Source organism: Actinoplanes sp. NPDC026670 (assembly GCF_040638175.1).
Taxonomy (GTDB): domain Bacteria; phylum Actinomycetota; class Actinomycetes; order Mycobacteriales; family Micromonosporaceae; genus Actinoplanes.
The window spans coordinates 191,699-208,548 of the sequence record NZ_JBEZXU010000009.1; the positions used below are offsets into that span (position 1 = coordinate 191,699).

At 71.9% G+C, this 16,850-nt stretch carries 16 protein-coding genes; 4 read left to right on the top strand and 12 right to left on the bottom strand.

The annotated features are described in order from the left end of the window. Nucleotides 1-752: 752 nt before the first annotated feature. Nucleotides 753-1,844, bottom strand: a complete 1,092-nt coding sequence (locus AB0E94_RS12035) for a methyltransferase domain-containing protein (protein ID WP_360325445.1) — start codon at nt 1,842-1,844, stop codon at nt 753-755. 42 nt (nt 1,845-1,886) lie between these two features. Here AB0E94_RS12035 and AB0E94_RS12040 point away from each other — a divergent pair, with 42 nt between their 5' ends. After that, nucleotides 1,887-2,708 carry a transglutaminase family protein gene (locus AB0E94_RS12040; protein ID WP_360325446.1) on the top strand — a complete coding sequence of 274 codons (822 nt, stop codon included), beginning with the start codon at nt 1,887-1,889 and terminating at the stop codon, nt 2,706-2,708. On the opposite strand, the gene AB0E94_RS12045 is transcribed toward AB0E94_RS12040, so the two are convergent. Genes AB0E94_RS12045 through allB form a run of 3 tightly spaced genes read right to left on the bottom strand, consistent with a single transcriptional unit; the run spans nt 2,694 to nt 6,099 of the window. Next, complete coding sequence (locus AB0E94_RS12045; protein WP_360325448.1) at nt 2,694-3,821, bottom strand: aminoglycoside phosphotransferase family protein; 1,128 nt, start codon at nt 3,819-3,821, stop codon at nt 2,694-2,696. The two genes, AB0E94_RS12040 and AB0E94_RS12045, sit on opposite strands and share 15 nt — an antisense overlap. After that, entirely contained in the window at nt 3,818-4,789 is a 972-nt protein-coding gene (gene alc / locus AB0E94_RS12050) for an allantoicase (RefSeq protein ID WP_360325449.1), read from the bottom strand. Before alc ends, AB0E94_RS12045 begins: the two co-directional genes overlap by 4 nt. Then, nucleotides 4,789-6,099 (bottom strand): allantoinase AllB, encoded by a 1,311-nt coding sequence (gene allB, locus AB0E94_RS12055; RefSeq protein ID WP_360325451.1) that lies wholly within the window; start codon nt 6,097-6,099, stop codon nt 4,789-4,791. The genes alc and allB overlap by 1 nt, the downstream gene beginning before the upstream one ends. Nucleotides 6,100-6,270: 171 nt before the next feature. On the opposite strand from allB, the gene AB0E94_RS12060 reads away from it, so the two are divergent. Then, complete coding sequence (locus AB0E94_RS12060) at nt 6,271-6,705, top strand: glutaredoxin domain-containing protein (protein ID WP_360325453.1); 435 nt, start codon at nt 6,271-6,273, stop codon at nt 6,703-6,705. 24 nt (nt 6,706-6,729) lie between these two features. Here the strand turns inward: AB0E94_RS12060 and AB0E94_RS12065 are convergent, their stop codons facing one another. Continuing rightward, nucleotides 6,730-6,882, bottom strand: coding sequence for a hypothetical protein (locus tag AB0E94_RS12065; protein WP_360325455.1), 153 nt, complete (start codon nt 6,880-6,882; stop codon nt 6,730-6,732). 242 nt (nt 6,883-7,124) lie between these two features. Between AB0E94_RS12065 and AB0E94_RS12070 the strand changes: the two genes are divergently transcribed. Then, on the top strand, nt 7,125-7,439 hold the full coding sequence (locus AB0E94_RS12070) for a hypothetical protein (protein ID WP_360325457.1): 315 nt from the start codon (nt 7,125-7,127) through the stop codon (nt 7,437-7,439). Between the two features lie 13 nt (nt 7,440-7,452). Here the strand turns inward: AB0E94_RS12070 and AB0E94_RS12075 are convergent, their stop codons facing one another. The 7 genes from AB0E94_RS12075 to uraD form a co-directional block, all read right to left on the bottom strand. After that, entirely contained in the window at nt 7,453-7,902 is a 450-nt protein-coding gene (locus tag AB0E94_RS12075) for a hypothetical protein (RefSeq protein ID WP_360325458.1), read from the bottom strand. 246 nt (nt 7,903-8,148) lie between these two features. After that, a complete protein-coding gene (locus AB0E94_RS12080) occupies nt 8,149-9,285 on the bottom strand; it encodes an aldolase/citrate lyase family protein (protein WP_360325460.1) in 1,137 nt (378 codons plus the stop codon). Between the two features lie 64 nt (nt 9,286-9,349). After that, complete coding sequence (gene aceB / locus AB0E94_RS12085; protein ID WP_360325462.1) at nt 9,350-10,897, bottom strand: malate synthase A; 1,548 nt, start codon at nt 10,895-10,897, stop codon at nt 9,350-9,352. Nucleotides 10,898-10,973: 76 nt separating this feature from the next. After that, nucleotides 10,974-12,317 (bottom strand): 8-oxoguanine deaminase, encoded by a 1,344-nt coding sequence (locus AB0E94_RS12090; protein WP_360325463.1) that lies wholly within the window; start codon nt 12,315-12,317, stop codon nt 10,974-10,976. Beyond that, complete coding sequence (pucL, locus tag AB0E94_RS12095) at nt 12,314-13,174, bottom strand: factor-independent urate hydroxylase (RefSeq protein ID WP_360325465.1); 861 nt, start codon at nt 13,172-13,174, stop codon at nt 12,314-12,316. Before pucL ends, AB0E94_RS12090 begins: the two co-directional genes overlap by 4 nt. Nucleotides 13,175-13,179: 5 nt before the next feature. Continuing rightward, entirely contained in the window at nt 13,180-13,539 is a 360-nt protein-coding gene (gene uraH / locus AB0E94_RS12100) for a hydroxyisourate hydrolase (protein ID WP_360325467.1), read from the bottom strand. Further along, complete coding sequence (gene uraD / locus AB0E94_RS12105; RefSeq protein ID WP_360325468.1) at nt 13,529-14,035, bottom strand: 2-oxo-4-hydroxy-4-carboxy-5-ureidoimidazoline decarboxylase; 507 nt, start codon at nt 14,033-14,035, stop codon at nt 13,529-13,531. Before uraD ends, uraH begins: the two co-directional genes overlap by 11 nt. Before the next feature lie 300 nt (nt 14,036-14,335). Here uraD and hrpB point away from each other — a divergent pair, with 300 nt between their 5' ends. Then, nucleotides 14,336-16,843, top strand: a complete 2,508-nt coding sequence (gene hrpB / locus AB0E94_RS12110) for an ATP-dependent helicase HrpB (protein ID WP_360325469.1) — start codon at nt 14,336-14,338, stop codon at nt 16,841-16,843. The last annotated feature ends 7 nt before the right edge of the window (nt 16,844-16,850 follow it).

Genomic DNA, 16,850 nt, shown 5'->3' on the forward strand with positions numbered 1-16,850 from the left:
GCATGGTCGCCGGACCTTCCGCCAGCCGCGGTCGCCGGCGCTCGGCGCGGAGTGGTCGTCGGCGTGCGACGACCAGCGCACACAATGCGGCAATGTGCGATTTCATCCTCGCCGGGACGACGGCAGGCGCACACGGACGGCACAACGTGTGCGCCCGTCCCCGTCAGAGCGAAGCAAGCGCACACGATCGGCGAACATGTGCGCTGACCACCGCTGCGCCCAGACGAACGTGTGCGCTGACCACCGCTGCGGCCAGCGGGCCCGCCCTCGGCAGTCCGCTCCCGGCATCACCCCTGGGCGGCCCCGTCCAGGGCCATAGGACCTCACGATGATCTTGCGGAGTTCGCCGGGGATGACGCTGACCAGGGCGAATGCAAGATTCACTTCGGCTGCGGCCCTGACCTGCAATGTCGCTTCACAAAGTGGCGAAACTTGAGAGTGTGCACAACTCCACAAGATCGCAGCATGGCAGCCCGACCACCCTCGATCTTGTGGACTTCGGACGCACCCGTCCCGCACAACTCAACAAGATCGCGGCGAAGGCGAGTGTTGTCGCGGTGGGCGCCTTGACGGGGTTGGGGCGGGTGGCCGGGCGGGTGCGGGTGGTGGGTGGTGGGGCGGGTGGTGGGTGGTGGGGCGGGTGCGGTGGCGGGCGGACGCAGGTGGTGGGGCGGGTGCGGGTGGCCGGGCGGGTGCGGCTGGTCGGGCAGGTGCGGTGGTGGGACGGGTGCGGTGGTGGGGTGGGGTGGGAGTCAAGGGGGTGGGGGTGGCGTCAAGGTCCAGCGGGCCGGGGACCAGATCGGGGTGGCCGGGTCGCCGGTCAGGGTGAAACCGATCCGCCACGCTGTCATCGGCGGACGGTTCAGCGACCACCAGCGATCCGACAGCGCTGTGCCGACGGCTGCGCACCGCTCCGACTCCGGGCCCGAGGCGAGGATCGCGCCGTCGGCCAGCACCACCGCGCCGGCCGTGCCGGTGTCGTCGAGCACCGCGAGGTAACTCTGTTCGCGCCCGGGGATCGAGGCGTGGCTGACCCGGTGGTGCCAGGCCGCGGCGGCGAACCACAGACCGCGGTAGGCGTCGGCGTCCAGCGGTGGTTTCCAGCGGGCCGGCGACACCTCGTCCAGATCCTCCAGCCCGGATGCGACAGGCGGGTGGCTGTGCGGATGCCTGGCGCTGAGCGGGCCGGCGGCGATCATGAATCCGGCGGAGCAGACCACCGTCGCGGTCAGTGGGCCGGTGCGGATGTCGAGGACCGGGTGGATGCCGCCGTGGGCGACCGGGACGATCAGGCGGCCGCCGGGTTCGAGCCGGTCCAGCCAGTGCGGGGAGATCCCGGCGACCCCGACGGTCACGATGATGCGGTCGTAACGTTCGAACGGGCCTCCGGTGTAGCCGTCGGCGGCCTCCACCCGTACCCCAGCGATGCCGGCCCTGGCCAACGCGGACCTGGCCCGGGCCGCGACGTCGTCCTGAACGTCCACCGTGGTCACCACGGCGCCGAGCGAAGCGAGGAGCGCCGCGTTGTAGCCGGTGCCGGCACCGATCTCCAGGACCCGCACCCCGGGCCGCACGTCCAGCGCCTCGATCATGGCGGCCATCAGCGACGGCTGGCTGGACGAACTGACCGGCACCTCACCTGCGAGTTTGGTGACCAGCACGTCGTCGCTGTAGACGGTCGACAGGTAATCGGGGTCGGCGGGCACGATCCGCCGGCCGTCCCGGCGGTGGAAACCGTCGGCCACGAAGATCTCGCGTGGCACCGTCGCGAACGCCTCGGCCAGCGCCGGCGACAGGTCACCGCCGCGGATCAGCTCCAGGTAGCGCCGGCGGACGTCATCCATGACTGACACGGTACGTAACGCGCCGCCGATACGGTGAGAACCGTGGATATCTCCGAGGTCGGTTGCACCCTGGAATTCGACGTCACCGAGCCCGCCGAGATCGCCCTGCAGATCGCCGCGACGGGCGCTTCCACGCAGACGCTCCTCGTCAACGGGGTCGCCTGCGACCGGCAGCTGATCACCGCGGGCAAGGGTGTGCTCGTGGTGCGGTATTCGGCGGCCGTCCCACCCGGTTCGGCACCGCCCGCGGTAACCGACGAGGAGCGGATCGTCGCGTTGCGGCCCAGCCGGTACTGCCCGTCGGACCGGCTCGGCGGATTCGCCGCCACCCGCTTCAACGGCCACGACACCGCCGGCACGGTCCGCGCGATCACCGACTGGGTCCACGAGCACATCGTCTACCAGGGCGGGAGCAGCGGCCCGACGACCGACGCGGTGGACACCCTGCTCGCCGGCGCCGGGGTCTGCCGCGATTTCGCCCACCTGACCGCCACGCTGTGCCGGGCCCGGAACATCCCGGCCCGGGTCGCCGCCGTGTACGCGCCCGGACTGTCCCCGATGGACTTCCATCTGGTGGTGGAGACCGCGATCGACGGCCGGTGGCGGGTGTGGGACGCGACCCGGCTCGCGCCCCGGCAGTCGCTGATCCGGATCGCGACCGGCCGGGATGCGGCCGACACCGCGTTCGCCACGACGCTCTCCGGGGCGCTCACCCTGACCAGCACCGAGATCCTGGCAATCGCCGGCACCCGCACTGGAGAAGGAGCCGAGACGGCCGCCGCCCCTGGAGAAGGCGCCGGAGCGGCCGCCGGGTCCGGGCTGCCCTTGGACGATCATCAGGGGCTGGTGTCACTGCCCGGCTAGCTCGACGGCAGTCTGGAGGCAGCGGCGGACGTCGTCGGCGTGGTAGGGCCATTCGGACGGTTCGATCTTCGCCATGAACGTGTGGTACACGACCGCCTGGCGGAGCAGTTCCACCGGTTGCAGGAGCTCGGCGGCTCGCAGCGCGTCGTGGTCCGGCCACCGTTTCGCCCATTCGGCGAGCACCTCCGGCTGGCCCGGCATCCGCACCGCGTCGTAGGCCGGGTTGCCGATCGCCGCGTCTCCCCAGTCTACGATGGTGAACGACTCCCCGTCGTGGATCACGTTGCCCATGTGCAGGTCACCGTGCACGAGAGTGTCCGGGAGACCGCACGCGTCAACGGCGGCGAGCCGGCTCGGAAGATCATCGAGCAGCGCCGCCAGACCCGGCATCCCGGAAAGGTGTGGCCGGGCCACCTCGGGAAGCGCCGCCAGCGAGATGTCGGGGACTCCGGCGGCCCGCAGCTGAGGAAGCCGGCCCGCGAAATGGGACTGCACCGGCTGCCACGCGGCCAGCACCTCGGCCCGGAACGACGGCGGCGCGTCGTAGCGGTCCGCGCCGGGAACGTGCGCGATCAGGGCCCGGCCGTGGTCACCGGCGGCCAGCACGTGCGGCACCAGATCCGGTGCGACGTCGCCGACCAGCCGGAGCACCGCCGCCTCGTGCGCGAAGAACGGCGGCACCTGCTTGAGCCAGGCCGCCGGCACCCCGCCGGGGCCGTGGTACCGCCAGATCGCCGACAGGTTCCAGGTGCGCTGCTGCCGGGCGGTCAGCCCGGACAGCCCGACCCGGTCCAGGGCGCCCGCGGCCCAGGCCAGTGACGCCGCCGCGCCGGCCGGCTCGGCGTACGCCGCACGCAGCGGATGTGGCGACAGGTCCACGTCGGCCGGCAGCAGCCCGGCCGGCCGTTCCGGGGTCATCGCCAGGTAGGTGACGTGCCCGCCGGGCGGATCCTGGTCGCCGTGCAGCAGCCGCAGCACGGTGACGTCGATGCCGGCGCCGGCCACCACTTGGGACATCTCCTGCCACCACGGCGCCTCGACGGTGAACGGCGGCAGCTGCCCGAGAAGCGCACCCGCCGGATCGACGAGCACGAGAGAGACGGTACGGCTCACCGGCCGAGTCTCGCACGCAGGTGATCGCGGTCGGCGCGCCCCAGCAGTCGCAGGCGGGCCATCCCGCCGTCGGGGAAGATGTCCAGCCGGACCTGGGTCACCTCGGGCACCTTGACCAGCGGGAACCGGTGCGGGGTGTCCGGCCGCAGCGCCACCCGGGGCAGCAGCTCGTGGGCGAAGCCCTCATGGTCGAACCCGGTCAGCGTGGCCCAGCCGGGCGCGTTGCCCTTGAAGTGGCTGGTGTCCAGGTCGGCGAAGCGCAGCACGGCCGGGGCGGCCAGCCGCACCAGCACCCAGTCGTTGCCGTCGTCGCGGCGCCGGGACGTCTCCCAGCCGTCGCCCATGTTGCGGGCCAGGCCGGGCATCAGCATCCGCTGCGGGTTGCCGTAGAACATGTTGCTGCAATCGACGACGGTGGCGCCGTACTCGGCGGCGGCCACGTCGAACACCTTCGGCAGCAGCGCCGGGTCGGGCACCACCTCGCCGTGCACCCGCAGCCGGGCCACCCCGCCGTCGGGGAAGATGTTGAGCCGGACATGCGTGAACCGGCGGCGGTCCTCGACCGGGTACAGGTTGCGGCCGTCGCCCTTCAGCGGTGACTTCGGCAGGATCTCCACCCAGTCCGCGCCGGCCAGCTCGTCCGGGCCGGGATATCCGGGCAGCTCGACGGCCTCGACCGAGGCGTGCGGCGGGAAGTTGCCGGTGAAGAACGCGGTGTCGATGTCGACGCCGTGCACGATGCCGGGCGCGCCGAGCCTGATGATCGCGAAGTCGTGGCCCGGCGACCGGCGGCGGCGCGACTCCCAGCCGTCGTAGACCTGTCCCTTGTGGTCGAACGTCTTCGGCGCGTGACCCGGTGTCTCCGGCAGCACCAGGTGGTCGGCGGCGGCGAAGAACTCGTCGTTGGCGTGCACGACGCCACCGCCGAACGCCCGGGACGCGAGGTCGGGCAGCGCGCTGAAATCCATCAGATCTCCCTTGCCAGGAACTTTCCGCCGGCGTTGTCGCCGGTCACCACGCTTCCGCGCAGCCAGGTGGTGCGGACCACACCCCGCAAGACCTTTCCGTGGTACGGCGTGACGGGGTTCCGGTGATGCAGTGCGTGCGCGTCGACGACGAAGGTCTCGTCCGGCTCGAACGCCACCAGATCCGCGTCGGCGCCCACGGTGATGCGGCCCTTGTTCCGCAATCCCACCAGATCGGCGGGGCGGCGCGCCATCCACTTCACCACGTCCGCGAGGGTATGCCCCCGCTCGGCGGCCGCGGTCCAGATCACCGGAAGACCCAGTTGCACCGACGCGATCCCGCCCCACGCGGCCGCGAAGTCACCGGTGTCCTGCCGTTTCAGGTCGGGCGTGCACGGCGAGTGGTCGCTCACCACGCAGGTGATCAGGCCGTCGGCCAGCGCCTCCCACAGTTTGTCGGCGTTGGCCGTGTCACGGATCGGCGGGCAGCACTTGAACTCGGTGGCGCCGTCCGGGATCTCGGCCGCGTCCAGCGTCAGGTAGTGCGGGCAGGTCTCGGCGGTCACCCGTACTCCCTCGGCTCTGGCCCGGGCGATCAGCGGGAGCGCGGAAGCGGCGGAGAGATGCAGGATGTGGGCGCGGCGGCCCGCGGCGCGGGCCACCGCGATGGCGGTGCCGACCGCGGCATGCTCGGCGTCCTGCGGGCGGGAGTTCAAGAATTCGGCGTACGCGGGAGAGCTCGCCGCCTCGCGAAGATGATCCGGGTCCTCCGCGTGGATGACGAACAGCGCATCGACCGCGTTCATCGCCTCGGCCAGTTGATCCGCGTCGACCGGCGGGAACTCGGGCACCCCGGAGTCGGCGAGGAACGACTTGAAGCCGAAGACCCCGTCGGCGTGCAGTCCGGGCAGGTCGGCGGCGTTGCCGGGGATCGCGCCGCCCCAGAAGCCGACGTCGACGTGGCACTGGCCGGCTGCGGCCGCCTGTTTGATCTTCAGCGCCGCGGTGTTCACGGTCGGCGGCAGGCTGTTCAGTGGCATGTCGATGATCGTGGTGACGCCACCGGCCGCGGCCGCCCGGGTCGCCGTGGCGAACCCCTCCCACTCGGTCCGGCCCGGCTCGTTGACGTGCACATGCGTGTCCACCAGGCCCGGGAGCAGCGCGGTGTCCCCGAGGTCGACATCCACCCCGGCTGTCACGACGGCGTCATAGTCCACCACCGCCGCGATTCTGCCGTCCTCCACCACGACCGCCGCGGCCCGCTCGCCGTCAGGTGTCGTCACACGCCGCGAACGCACTACAAGATCAGCCATAGAGCGACCCTATCGGCGCTTTGTTTCACCTGGCACCTGGTCAGCGGAGCCTTTGTTACACCCGCTTGTCCCACCCGCCCCGGGACTGACGCCGCCGGGTTGTCCCACCCCGTGCTCATCAGGCCTGTCGGGGATGCCGTTACCGGCGGTAGCGGAGTACCGTGCCGCTCCATGGTGCGACGATGGAGCGTGGCGGCACTGGCCGCCCTCTGCGGTGTGCTGATCGCCGCGGCCCGGTTCGGTGACGGCGCGCCCGGCACCGCCGCGCTGCTGCTGGCCGGGTTCCTGGTGCTCGCCTTCGTGTTGTCGCCGCTCGCCTTCCCCCGCTCACCTGCCGCTTCGTCGACCGGCGCGGACGAGCGGCCGATCGTCTACTGGCGACCGGGCTGCGTCTTCTGCCTGCGGCTGCGGGCCCGCCTGGGCGCCGACGCGGACCGGCTCCGCTGGGTCGACATCTGGCAGGACCCGTCCGCGGCCGCCGCGGTCCGGGAGATCACCGGCGGCGACGAGACGGTGCCGACCGTGGTGATCGGCGGCCGGGGCCATGTGAACCCCGATCCGTCCTGGCTGCGTGACCAGATCGTCCCGGCCACACCGCAGGCCTGACCCGCTGCCGGGCCGGCCCCGGCGTCAGGCCTGTACCAGTTGCCCGTCGGTCCAGCGCAGGAACCTGTCGAAGAGTTCCGCCGGTGGCCCCGGTGGCAGTTCGGTCATGGCCCGGTCCAGATGCCCCCACATGTACATGGTCAGCATGACCCGGTCGGCGCCGTCCGACAGCGACACCCGCGCCGGCTTGCACGGCCACGGATCGCCGCATGCCCGGCACTCCCACGACGGCCGTTCACAGACATGCTCTGCGTCACTCTTAGTAACCATCTTGCCCACTGAACGACACTCCCTCGCGTTGCGCGCGGTCCCACCCCGTAGTACTCCCGACAAGCGGAAAAGGTTCGATCCACAGCAGATTTGCCATTACCGATAAGGTCTGACTCACCCGACACGGACCATCACGGAAGGCAACCGTCGTGACGAACGAGCAGCCCGCGATGAACACCGGACCGAACATCGTCCTGCGCGGCGCCGCCGTCGCGATACTGGCCGTCGCCGTCCTCGCCTTCGCCACCCTGGCGATCATCGACCCGGCCTCGCTGATCAGCCTCGCGCCGGAGTGGTTCGGCGAACCGGGCACCTCCTCGATCCTCGCCGGCGCCGGCCTGGCCGGCCTGATGGCGGGCCTGCTCGTCAAGGCCGTCCGCGAAGGCAACCGCGGCAACGAGCAGTTCGCGACCTGGCTGACCCTGGCGGCGCTGCTGATCGTCCCGATCTTCTCGATGGTCTGAAAAGACCGGCGGCTCACTCGCCGATCGGCTCGAAACCGTTCTCCGCGGCTGGTCCCAGATCGTGGATCTCACCGGCGCCGCTGACCGTGAAAACGTGATTCCGCCGGGTCCGCGCAGCGAATTCCGCCCGCTGTTCGCTCCTCCATTCGCCGGGGTGGCGCGGATCGATTTCCGCATGATCCGGCCAGGACACCATCCGGATCACGTGAACGACGTTGTCGCGCACCTCGATCCGCCATCGATCGTCCTCTTCGTCGCCTTCCGCACCGATCACCCCGTTGAGCACGTGATCACAGGTGAAGTGGTCGAACACGGCCGGCCGGAACCATTTCCCGGACGTCGCGCCGCGGATCTCGGCGCCCGGCGCCAGAAAGGTCTCCACCAGATACGCGAGCCAGATCTCGGCGTGGTGGAACTTCTCCTCGCCATTCCAGATCAGCGCGTCGCCGCCGGCCGCCGGCACCCATTTGCACCAGAATCCGGGGTGTTCCGGTCCGGGCTCGTTCCCGCTGTACATCGCGCCGGCCGCCAGCCCGTTCCCGTCCACCGCATACGGGCCCACATCGCGCGATTCGTGCCGGGTCTCGGCGAACCGGTCGAGATATTCCACCTCGTACGGATTCAGCGGCGGAACAATCGCCACCTGCCCGGTGAATCCGGTGTGGTAGCCCATCGCCGTTCCTCCCACACTGCTCGACTCGGGCTCGGCTCACGCCAGGGTGGTCAGCTGCTCCCGTGGGAACCCGGCGTCGGTCAACGCGCCGCAGTCCAGGCCGCGCAGCAGATATCCGGCGAGCGCGCGGGCGGTGGCCGGCTCGTCGGCGATGCCGCTGTCCTGCCGGTCCAGGTACCGCCGCAGGCGGGTGACGGCGGTGTCCCGGCCGTCCCGGAAGAACTCGTAGGTCGCCGCATACCTGGTCGGCAACTGGGCCGGATGCAGATCCCAGCCCTGGTAGAAGCCCCGTTCCAAGGAGCGGCGGACCAGTCGCCGGTGCAGTTGCCAGGCGGCCTGCACATCGGCGGTGTCACCGACCGGGAGCACGTTGGTGGACCCGTCGGACAGGCGCACCCCGGTCTGGGCAGCCGCGGCCTGCATCACCGCCTTCGCGTAGTCGGCGACCGGGTGTTCCATCGACTGGTAGGCGGCGGCCACCCCGGCGGCGGCACTGTAGTCGTAGGTGCCGTAATGCAGCCCCGTGCACCGGCCGGCGGCCGCGGTGATCAGTCGCGCGACGGCTGCGGTCCCGTCGGCGGCGAGCACCGCCGACGGCAGCTCGACCTGGATCTCGAAGGTGAGGACGCCGGCGCTCAGCCCGTACCACCGCTCGAGTTTCTCGCAGAGGGTGACCATGGTGGAGACCTGGGCGGAACCGCTGACCTTGGGCAGGGTGATGGTGAAAAGGTCCTGGTAGTTGTCGAGGAACAGGTCGAGGGTGCGCAGCGACCGGCGCCGGGTGGCCGCCTCCAGGGATTTGATCCGGAGGCCGAGGAACGGTGGTCGTGGGCCGCCGGCGAGGATCGCGGCGGCCTTGCGGACGGCGGCGTCCTCCTGGTCGTCGTCGCGGACGCCGTAGCCGTCCTCGAAGTCGACGCGCAGGTCCTCGATCGGCTCGGCGGCCAGTTTGGCGCGGACCGCCGGGTCGTCCCCGGGGAAGTCGTGCCGGTCCATCGTGGTCAGTGCGATGCCGCCCCAGTCACGGAAGTCGTCGAGCCGGTCGGCCGGAACGTAGACCGTGTGGACCGGCTGGCGGCCCGGACGTTCGCCCGGGTAGCGGGCCGTGAGGAAGGCGTCGTGCGCGGCGAGGCTCGCGTCGATCTCCTGGTAGTCGTCCTCGTTCAGGCGCACGGGCGGCCCTTCTTCGCTGCCGGGGATGCGGCCGGGCGGGTCGGGCCCGGCCGCATCGGTGTGATCAGTCGATGGAGTCGTAGGCGGCGCTGGTCAGGAAGTCGGCGAAGTCGTCGGCCAGGGCGACCCGCTCGAACAGCTTGCGGGCGTCGTCGTAACGGCCCGTGGTCCAGGCCTCGTCACCGACGGTCTCGCGGATCTTCGCGAGCTCCTCGTCCTCGATCTGCCCGACCAGTTCGGCGGTGATCGGCGTGCCGTCCTCGAGCTTCACTCCGTTGTGGATCCACTGCCAGACCTGGGACCGGGAGATCTCCGCGGTGGCGGCGTCCTCCATCAGGTTGTGGATCGCGACCGCGCCGTTGCCGCGCAGCCACGCTTCCAGGTACTGCAAGGCCACGTTGACGTTGTTGTGCAGTCCGGCCCGGGTGACGGCGCCGCCGCCACCGGCCACGTCGAGCAGGTCGGTGGCGTCGACGGCGACCTCGGGCCGCTTCTTGTCGAGCTGGTTCGGCTTGTCGCCGAGCACCCGGTCGAAGATCTCCTTGCAGACCGGCACCAGGTCGGGGTGGGCCACCCAGGAGCCGTCGAAGCCGTCGCCGGCCTCGCGCTCCTTGTCCTCCCGGACCTTGGTCAGCGCGACCTTGTTGACCTCCTGGTCACGCCGGCTCGGGATGAACGCGGCCATGCCGCCCATCGCGAACGCGCCCCGCTTGTGGCAGGTGGAGACCAGCAGCTCGGTGTAGGCCCGCATGAACGGCGCGGTCATCGTGACGGCGGCCCGGTCCGGCAGGATCATGTTCGGGTTGTCGCGGAAGTACTTGATGATGCTGAACAGGTAGTCCCAGCGGCCGGCGTTGAGCCCGGAAAGGTGCGGCCGGAGGCTGTAGAGAATCTCCTCCATCTCGAACGCGGCCGGGATGGTCTCGATCAGCACGGTGGCCCGGATGGTGCCGACCGGGATGCCCAGGGCCTCCTGCGCGTGGGTGAAGACGTCGTTCCAGAGGGCGGCCTCTTTGTGGGACTCCATCTTCGGCAGGTAGAAGTACGGGCCGCTCCCCCGTTCCAGCAGCTCCTTGGCGTTGTGGAAGAAGTAGAGCCCGAAGTCGACGAGCGCGCCGACAGCCGGCTCGCCGTCCACCGGCAGGTGCCGCTCGTCGAGGTGCCAGCCGCGCGGGCGCATCACGATCGTCGGGTACGGCCCGCCGTTCAGCTCGTACGTCTTCTTCTCCGTCTCCAGCGTGATCGTGCGCCGGATCGCGTCGAACAGGTTCTGCTGGCCGTCGACGACGTTCGACCAGTGCGGGGTGTTCGCGTCCTCGAGGTCGGCCAGCCACACCTTCGCGCCCGAGTTGAGCGCGTTGATCGTCATCTTCCGCTCGGTCGGGCCGGTGATCTCGACCCGCCGGTCCCGCAGGTCGGCCGGCGCGGGCGGAGCCGACCACTCGGCGGCGCGGATGTCCGCGGTCTCGGCCAGGAAGCCCAGCGTGGCTCCGGCCGCGATCTCCGCGCGACGCGTGGCACGCGCCTGGAGGAGCTCGTTACGGCGAGGCCGGAATCGCCGGTTCAGGTCGGCGACGAACGCCACGGCCTCGTCGGACAGGATCTCGGTCATCGTTGACGATTCCTCTCAGTGTGGTTACTCCCCCGTACCGTAATCGAGCATTATTCATGGTCCTTCCCCGCGACCGTCAGGAGGTCGCCATCAGCCTGCGGTGAGCCCGCCGCGCCTCAGCGGTCAGCGTGTCGGCGTCCGCGTTCACCAGCTCGCCGCGGTCGACGATCGGGCGGCCGCCGACCAGAGCCAGATCGACCCGGGCCGGTGGGCCGAAGACCAGCGCCGCGACCTTGTCGTCGATGCCCTCGTGGCCCAGGCCGTCCAGCCGCCACATCACCAGGTCGGCCAGCTTGCCCGGCTCCAGCGAGCCGATGTCGTCCTGCCGGCCCAGGCACTGCGCCCCGCCGATGGTGCCCAGCCGCAGCGCCTCCCGCGCGTTGAACGACCCCGGGCCCTTCCGCTGCCGTGCCGTGTAGAGCGCCTGCCGCAGCTCGGCACCCAGGTGCGACACCTCCTGCGAGGCCGCGCCGTCCACCCCGAGACCCACCGGCACGCCGTGGTCCAGCAGCTCACGCACCCGGGCCGAGCCGGCGCCGAGACGCGCGTTCGAGCTCGGGCAGTGCGCGATGCCGGTCCGGGTGGCGCCCAGTTTCTCGATCGCCGAGTCGCTGAAGTGCACGCCGTGGGCCAGCCAGACGTCGTCGCCGAGCCAGCCGACCCGCTCCGCGTACTCCACCGGGGTGCAACCGAACTGTTTGAGGCAGAACTCCTCCTCGTCGTCGGTCTCGGCGAGGTGGGTGTGCAGCCGCACCCCCTTGCGCCGGGCCAGGACCGCCGCCTCCTCCATCAGGCGGGTGGTCACCGAGAACGGCGAACACGGCGCGACCGCGATCTGCAACATCGACTCCGGCGACGGGTCGTGCCAGCGGTCGATCGCCGCCTCGGTGGCCGCGAGCGCCTCGTCGGTGTCCTCGACCACGTGATCCGGTGGCAGGCCGCCGTCCTTGCGGCTCAGGTCCATCGAGCCACGGGTCGGGTGGAACCGCACGCCGATCGCCCGCGCCGCCTCGATCTCGGCGGCCAGCACGTCACCGCCGTCCCGGGGGAACACGTAGTGGTGGTCCATGCTCGTGGTGCAGCCGGACAACGCCAGCCAGCCCAGCCCGGCCCCGGCCGCCGCGCCCACGATCCCGGCGTCCAGCCGGCCCCAGATCGGGTAGAGCGTGGTGAGCCAGCCGAACAGCGTCTCATCCAGCGCCAGGCCACGGGTCGCCCACTGGTAGAGGTGATGGTGCGTATTCACCAGGCCCGGCGTGACCAGGCAGCCGGCGCCGTCGCGCCGCTCCCCGGCCAGCTCCGAGCGGCCCGGACCGACCGCGACGATCCGGCCGTCGTCGCCGACCACGACGTGGCCGTCGGTGTACTCGGTGCCGGCCGCGTCGACCGTCGCGACGTGCGCGTTCTCGATGATGATCACAGCCACCACTCCGCGGTCGCGGCGGGCGCGCCGGCACGGGCCACGCTGCCCTCGATCAGCCCGTACGGCCGGTCGCCGGCGATGAACACCTCACCCGGGTTGTCCAGGCCGAACGGCGACAGGTCGGCCAGGTAGTGATGCTTGTTCGGCAGGGCCAGCCGCACCTCTGCGATCTCCGGCCGGTCCTCGATCACCCGCGTGCCCATCGCGTAGAGCGTCTGCTGGAGCGAGTAGCTGTAGGTGCCGACGAACGCCGTCACCAGCGCCTCCATCGCCCCGGCGTGCGAGGCCGCCCAGTCGGTGTCGTCGCCGGAGTGCCGCCAGCGCGCGTCCACCGCCGTCGCCAGGATCCGGTCGGTCGCCGGTTTCAGCGTCGTGTAGCCGTCCTCCACGAAACCGTGGAACTCCGAATCAGTCGAGTTCAGCAGCACCAGGCCGGTCACCCCGGAGACCACCTGCACGGTCTCGGACGTCACATTCACCACGGTGGTACGCACGTGGTCGCCCCGTTTACGGAACGAATGCGGGCCCAGCCGCTCCCACACGAACGACTCGACCGACACCTTCGCGGCGTGCACCTGCGGCTGGGAGTTCACGAAGTGCCGGGCCAGGAGCAGGGCGAACGTCTCCGGCTCGCCGACACCGTGCTCCTTGGCGAACGCGTACACCGTGTTCTTCATCGTGTCGGTCGGCAGAACACCCGAGTTGTCACCGGTCAGGTGGGTCGCGGTCAGGTCGCCGGAGAGCGCGACGCTGACGTTGAAATCCACCAGGCCGTGCGAGTCGCCGTCACGGTGCACCCGCACCAGACGGGTCTCCGCCTTGCCGTAGCGGTTCGGTCCGAGCACGATCCCCAACGGTGTCAGCTCCCTCGGTAGGTGGTGTAGCCGTACCGGCTGAGCAGCAACGGCACGTGATAGTGGCGATCCGGGTCGTGGACGTGGAAGGCGACCGTGATCTCCGGGAAGAAGCAGTCCCCACCCAGATAGGGCTCCACGTAGAAGAACAGGCGATAACCGCCGGCCTGCCACGCGTGCAGCGGCACCTCGTAGCGCAGGCGGCCGTCGTCGTCGGTGCGGCCCTCGGCGACGGTGCTCCAGCCGTCCGAGTCGCGGCGTTCCAGCCGGACGTAGACGTCTTTCGCCGGGTCGCCGGTCACCGTGTCCAGGATGTGCGTCGAGATGCGGGCGTGGTTGGCCGCGGTCACACCGTCAGAGGGCATCGAGCACCCGCTCCAGCCGGAGCCGCGCGATCTTGCGCAGCTCATCCGTCACGATCGCCTGCTCGGCGGCCTCGTCGTTGCCGAGCCGCGCGCGGGCCGCAGCCAGGATCTCGGCCTGTGACCGGCCGCTCGCGAAGATCAGGAAGACGTGGCCGAACCGCTCCTCATACTCCCGGTTGGCCGCGATCAGCTCGGCCCGCGTCGTGTCGTCGGCGCTCTGCGCGGCCGCCGACTGCTCGGCCCGCGACCAGGCGGCCTCCTTGGAGTCACCGGCGGCCCGCTCGCCGATCCGCGGGTGCGCGGACAGCCCCGCCAGCACCTCCGGCCAGCTCAGCGCACGGCTCGCGGTGTCGGCCGCAGCGAGAATCCCGGCACGGTCGGCGAACGGCCGCTTGGCGGCGACGGCCGAGCCCCAGGCGGGCGCCGCGCAGCAGGCGAGCAACTCGGCCTCCAGACGCTCCGCGGGCAGAGCATTGAAGGACTCCAGCGCACCCATCGGTCACCCCCTCGTCGATGTCGATCAGTCAAGCAGCCCGGAACCGTGACACGCACGGACGGGACGGAAGAATTAACAAGCGCCACCCTGCCACGAAAACGGGCCGGAAATCTCGCCGTCCGGCCAGGGCTGTGGACAACGCTCTCAGCAGCGGATACCGGCGTTTCCGGCGCGGTCCGGTGGACAACCGCCGGGAACCCGCCGCGACCTCACCGTTATCTGCCGGTGATCTTGTTGTTTCCAGACGCCGCAGTCATCCACAGGACGCTGGTGTGGACAACCGCGAAGGGCCCCGGCGGGATGGGCCAGACTGGGCGCGTGCTCATCCCCGCCGGGTCCCTGCCCGATCTACCGGTCCGTCCCGTGCTGCCCGAGGTGGCCGCCACCCTGGACGGCGCCGGCGCCGCCGTCCTGGTCGCCCCGCCCGGCACCGGCAAGACCACGCTGGTTCCGCTCGCGCTGGCCGGGCCGGGCGGCCGGGTGATCGTGGCCGAGCCGCGCCGGGTCGCCACCCGGGCCGCGGCCCGCCGGATGGCCACGCTGCTCGGCGAGCAGGCCGGGCAGCGGGTCGGTTTCGCGGTCCGGGGCGAGCGTCAGGTCTCCGGCGACACCGTCGTCGAGGTCGTCACGACAGGTCTGCTGGTCCGCCGGTTGCAGGCCGACCCGGAGCTGGCCGGCGTCACCACGGTGATCCTGGACGAGTGTCACGAGCGGCACCTCGACTCCGACCTGGCCCTGGCCTTCCTAGTCGAGGTGCGCGCGGCGCTGCGGCCCGATCTGCGGGTTCTGGCCACCTCGGCGACCGCCGACGCCGAGCGGCTGGCCGCGGTCCTCGGTGAGCCGGGACGGCCCGCCCCGATCGTCGTCGCCCACGCCCGCAACCATCCGGTCGAGGTGATCTGGGCGCCGCCGGCCGGCCCGATCACGCCGCCGCACGGGCTCCGCGTCGACCCGCGCCTGCTCGACCACGTGGCCGCCACGACCCGGCGGGCCCTCGCCGAGGGTGACGGTGACGTGCTGGTGTTCCTGCCCGGCGCCGGCGAGATCGCCACCGTCGCCGGTCGGCTCGGCGGTCTGGACGCCGACGTCGTGTCCCTGCACGGCCGGTTGGCCGGCGCCGCGCAGGATGCGGCGCTGCGGGCCGGCCCGCGCCGCCGGGTCGTGCTGGCCACGGCGGTCGCCGAGAGCAGCCTGACGGTTCCGGGGGTCCGGGCGGTGGTCGACGCCGGGCTCAGCCGGGTGCCCCGGATGGACCACGCCCGCGGCCTGGGCGCTCTGGCCACGGTCGGGGTCTCGCGTTCGTCCGCGGAGCAGCGGGCCGGGCGGGCCGGCCGTGAGGCGCCCGGCCGGGTCTACCGCTGCTGGCCGGCGGCGCTGCACGACCGGCTGCCCGCCCAGCCCGAGCCGGAGATCGCCGCCGCCGACCTGACCGGGTTCGCGCTGGATCTGGCGCTGTGGGGGCACCCGGACGGGGACGGCCTGGCCCTGCCCGATCCGCCGCCCGCCGGTGCGCTGCGAGCCGCCGTCGCCACCCTGCACGACCTGGGCGCGGTCGACACCGGCGGCCGGGTCACCGCACGCGGGCGGGCCCTGGCCGCCGCCGGTCTGCACCCCCGGCTGGGCCGCGCCCTGATCGACGGCGCCGCCGTCCTCGGCGCGGCCCGGGCCGCTGAGCTGGTCGCCGTCCTCGACGACGACCGCACCACGAACGGTGACGTGGTCACGGTTCTGCGGGCCGGCCGTGACGATCCCGCCCGGCGCGCCGAGACCCGCCGCCTGACCCGTGCCCTGAGCCGCGTTCCCACCCCACGACCGGACGAGGCGGCGCGGCTCAGTGACGACGCCGCGGCCGGGCTGATCGTGGGACTGGCCTACCCGGAGCGGGTCGCCCGGGTGCGGGAGCCGGGCGGCCGGTCCTACCTGATGGCCGGCGGCACCGCAGCCGAGCTGCCCGCCGGCAGCCCGCTGACCGGGACGTCGTGGCTGGCCGTGGCGGGCGCGGACCGACCGGCCGGGGCACGGGTGGCCCGGGTCCGCAGCGCCGCGCCGCTGGACGAGGAGACCGCCCTGGAGGTGGCCGCCCCGATGGTGTCCGAGGCCACCGAGATCGGGTGGATCGACGGTGACGTGGTGGCCCGGCGGGTCCGCCGGCTCGGAGCGATCATCCTGGCCTCCACCCGTCTCGCCGATCCCGACCCGGCGCTGCTCCGGGCGGCGCTGGTCACCGGCCTGCGACAGGAAGGGCTCGGCCTGCTGACGTGGAGCCGCAACGCCGAGGACCTGCGGCGACGGCTCGCCTTCGCCCATGCGGCGCTCGGCGATCCCTGGCCGGACATGTCCGACGAGGCGCTGCTGGCGAATCCGGAGGACTGGCTCGATCTCGGCGCCGCCCGGCGGCGGGCGGACCTGGCCCGAACCGATGTCGCCGGTGGTCTGCGACGCCTGGTGCCCTGGTCGGTGGCGGGCCGGCTGGACGACGTGGCGCCGGAACGGCTGCCGGTGCCGAGCGGGTCGCAGGTCCGGATCGACTACCGCGATCCGGCGGCGCCGGTGCTGGCGGTGAAGGTGCAGGAGGCGTTCGGCTGGAAGGAGGCGCCACGTCTGGCCGACGGGCGGGTTCCGGTGCTGCTGCACCTGCTCTCCCCCGCGGGGCGGCCGGTCGCGGTCACCGCCGACCTGGGCTCGTTCTGGGTTCAGGGCTATCCGCAGGTGCGCGCCGAGATGCGCGGCCGGTATCCACGGCACCCCTGGCCGGAGGACCCCACCACCGCCGAGCCGACCCGGCGTGCCAACCCACGGGCCCGCTGAAACCGGC